This is a genomic window from Mesobacillus sp., assembly GCF_049588175.1.
Classification (GTDB): domain Bacteria; phylum Bacillota; class Bacilli; order Bacillales; family Cytobacillaceae; genus Mesobacillus.
This window is the reverse complement of record NZ_JBAVFI010000630.1, coordinates 1-2,175: the sequence shown is the minus strand read 5'-3', so window position 1 is coordinate 2,175 and position 2,175 is coordinate 1. Positions and strand designations below refer to the sequence as shown.

The following is a 2,175-nucleotide window of genomic DNA, read 5'->3' as shown; positions in this document are numbered from 1 at the left end:
AGGAAGATGCAATAAAAATTAGGCTATTGATTTCCGTTCCAGGCGCTTCGCTTTCCGCGGGGCAGGCGCTGAGCCTCCTCGTCGCTTTGCTCCTGCGGGTCTCACCTGTCCAGCTGCGCCCGCAGGACATTGAATAGCTCCCACGAATCTGCCCACGCACGATGGAAATGCGTTAGCATTTTCGGAGGAGTCTACGCGCCTTCCACTACAATCAACAGGGTTTAAAAAACGACATGGGGCTTTAACAGAGCCATGGAGAGGGAGAGTGAATGACTTGGCAATATTTAATAAAAGTTGGGAAACCTTACTTGCTGAAGAATTCGAAAAACCTTATTATCAGCAGCTGAAAGAATTTTTAAAAGAAGAGTATGCTGCGGAAACCGTCTATCCTGACAAAAACGATATCTATAACGCGCTGCATTTTACAGATTATCAGGATGTTTTGGTGGTGATTCTCGGACAAGATCCATACCACGGTCCAGGGCAGGCGCATGGGTTAAGCTTTTCGGTCCAACCTGGAGTGGCTATCCCGCCATCGCTCCGAAATATATTTAAAGAATTGAATGATGACCTTGGCTGCTACATTCCTGACAATGGCTATCTGAAAAAATGGGCAGATCAGGGTGTGATGCTGTTAAATACGGTCCTTACTGTGAGAAAAGGGGAAGCGAACTCACACAAAGGAAAAGGGTGGGAGATTTTCACCGATAAAGTCATCACCCTATTGAATGAACGTGAGAAGCCAGTCATCTTCATTCTCTGGGGAAAGCCGGCGCAAAGCAAGCTTAAGCTGATAGACGAAAGCAGGCATAAAATCATCACGTCAGTACACCCAAGCCCGCTGTCAGCAAGAAGAGGCTTCTTCGGCAGCAAGCCATTTTCAAAAGTAAACGAGATCCTGAGAGAACAGGGTGAACAGGAGATTGACTGGCAAATAGAAAACTTGAAGGAAAGAGGTTAAGAGACTCTGGGAAACCAGGGTTTTTCTTTTTGTATATTGAAAATTAAATTTTGCGAAAGTATGGGCGTTTGTAAAGATCAATGTTGGTTGGAGGGGGATGGCGCGGGACCCATAGAAAATGAAAAAACCATTCACTTTCTGTTAAAAATCGACATGTTTCACGTGGAACTGACATGTTCGTTTCCTGTGGTCGAAAAATAATGGGAATTGATGTAGAATGGAACGGTACAATAATGATTGCTAAAGAAGATATACATATATGTTTCGATGATGGAGGTGAGTGGATGAATATTTCATTTCAAAAATTGCTAATGAAGATGGAAGACGAATTAAGGCTGGCCAAAACAGCAGATACAGAAGCTGCACAGCGGGAAAGAATCCATTCCATCAAAACCCTTTGTGAGCTTGTGCTGGAAGAGCCGGTGCAGCAGGGAGCGGGAGCGACTGGATACAGCAGTCCTGGCACAAGTAGGAACAAAGTTCAGTCAGCGCCGCCACAATATGTTGCTGCCCAGCCGGCCATCACACCGCAGATGCCTGTAAATCAGCCGTCACCTATGATACCGCAGCCAAAGAAGATCGACATGGATGATAACTCAAACGGAGATTCGCTTTTCGATTTTTAGGGCATCTATGAATTTTTCCTGGCACATCAAATATGAGAACATGGCCAATTTTTAAGAAGAGGTGAAAAGAATGAAGACGTTTATTTTAATTGGAGCAATCAATGCTTTCCTTGCCGTCGCACTTGGAGCGTTCGGAGCGCACGGACTCGAAGGGAAGCTAGAACCAAAATATTTAGAAACATGGAAAACTGCGGTTACATATCAGATGTTCCACGCAACAGGCATCCTGATTATTGGAATCATCGCTGGTAAATTGCCAGCCAATGCACTTATTTCCTGGTCAGGCTGGCTAATGCTGATCGGCATCATTTTATTCTCAGGAAGCCTGTACGTCTTAAGTGTTACAAAAATCAGCATTCTGGGCGCGATCACTCCATTAGGAGGATTAGCCTTCCTTGCAGCCTGGGTTCTTATGATGGTTGCGGCAGTTAAATATTTATAATACAAAGAGCAAGCCAACTTTTATGGCTTGCTCTCAGTTTGTCAACAAATATTCAGTTCAGCCGATCAGTTATTGAAAACCTGTTGATTGGAGTGGAAGGCGCGCAGACTCCTGCGGGCTCAGCTGGACAGGTGAGACCCCGCAGG

General features: G+C 45.1%; 3 protein-coding genes. All 3 read left to right on the top strand.

What is annotated here, in order from left to right; genetic code table 11:
• Positions 1-274: 274 nt before the first annotated feature.
• The 3 genes from WB217_RS15205 to WB217_RS15195 all read left to right on the top strand — a co-directional run bounded on the left by WB217_RS15205 (position 275) and on the right by WB217_RS15195 (position 2,029).
• Entirely contained in the window at positions 275-961 is a 687-nt protein-coding gene (locus WB217_RS15205) for a uracil-DNA glycosylase (RefSeq protein ID WP_423994082.1), read from the top strand.
• Positions 962-1,245: 284 nt separating this feature from the next.
• Positions 1,246-1,587 (top strand): YwdI family protein, encoded by a 342-nt coding sequence (locus tag WB217_RS15200; protein WP_423994081.1) that lies wholly within the window; start codon positions 1,246-1,248, stop codon positions 1,585-1,587.
• Positions 1,588-1,657: 70 nt separating this feature from the next.
• Positions 1,658-2,029 (top strand): DUF423 domain-containing protein, encoded by a 372-nt coding sequence (locus tag WB217_RS15195; protein ID WP_423994080.1) that lies wholly within the window; start codon positions 1,658-1,660, stop codon positions 2,027-2,029.
• Positions 2,030-2,175 lie beyond the last annotated feature (146 nt).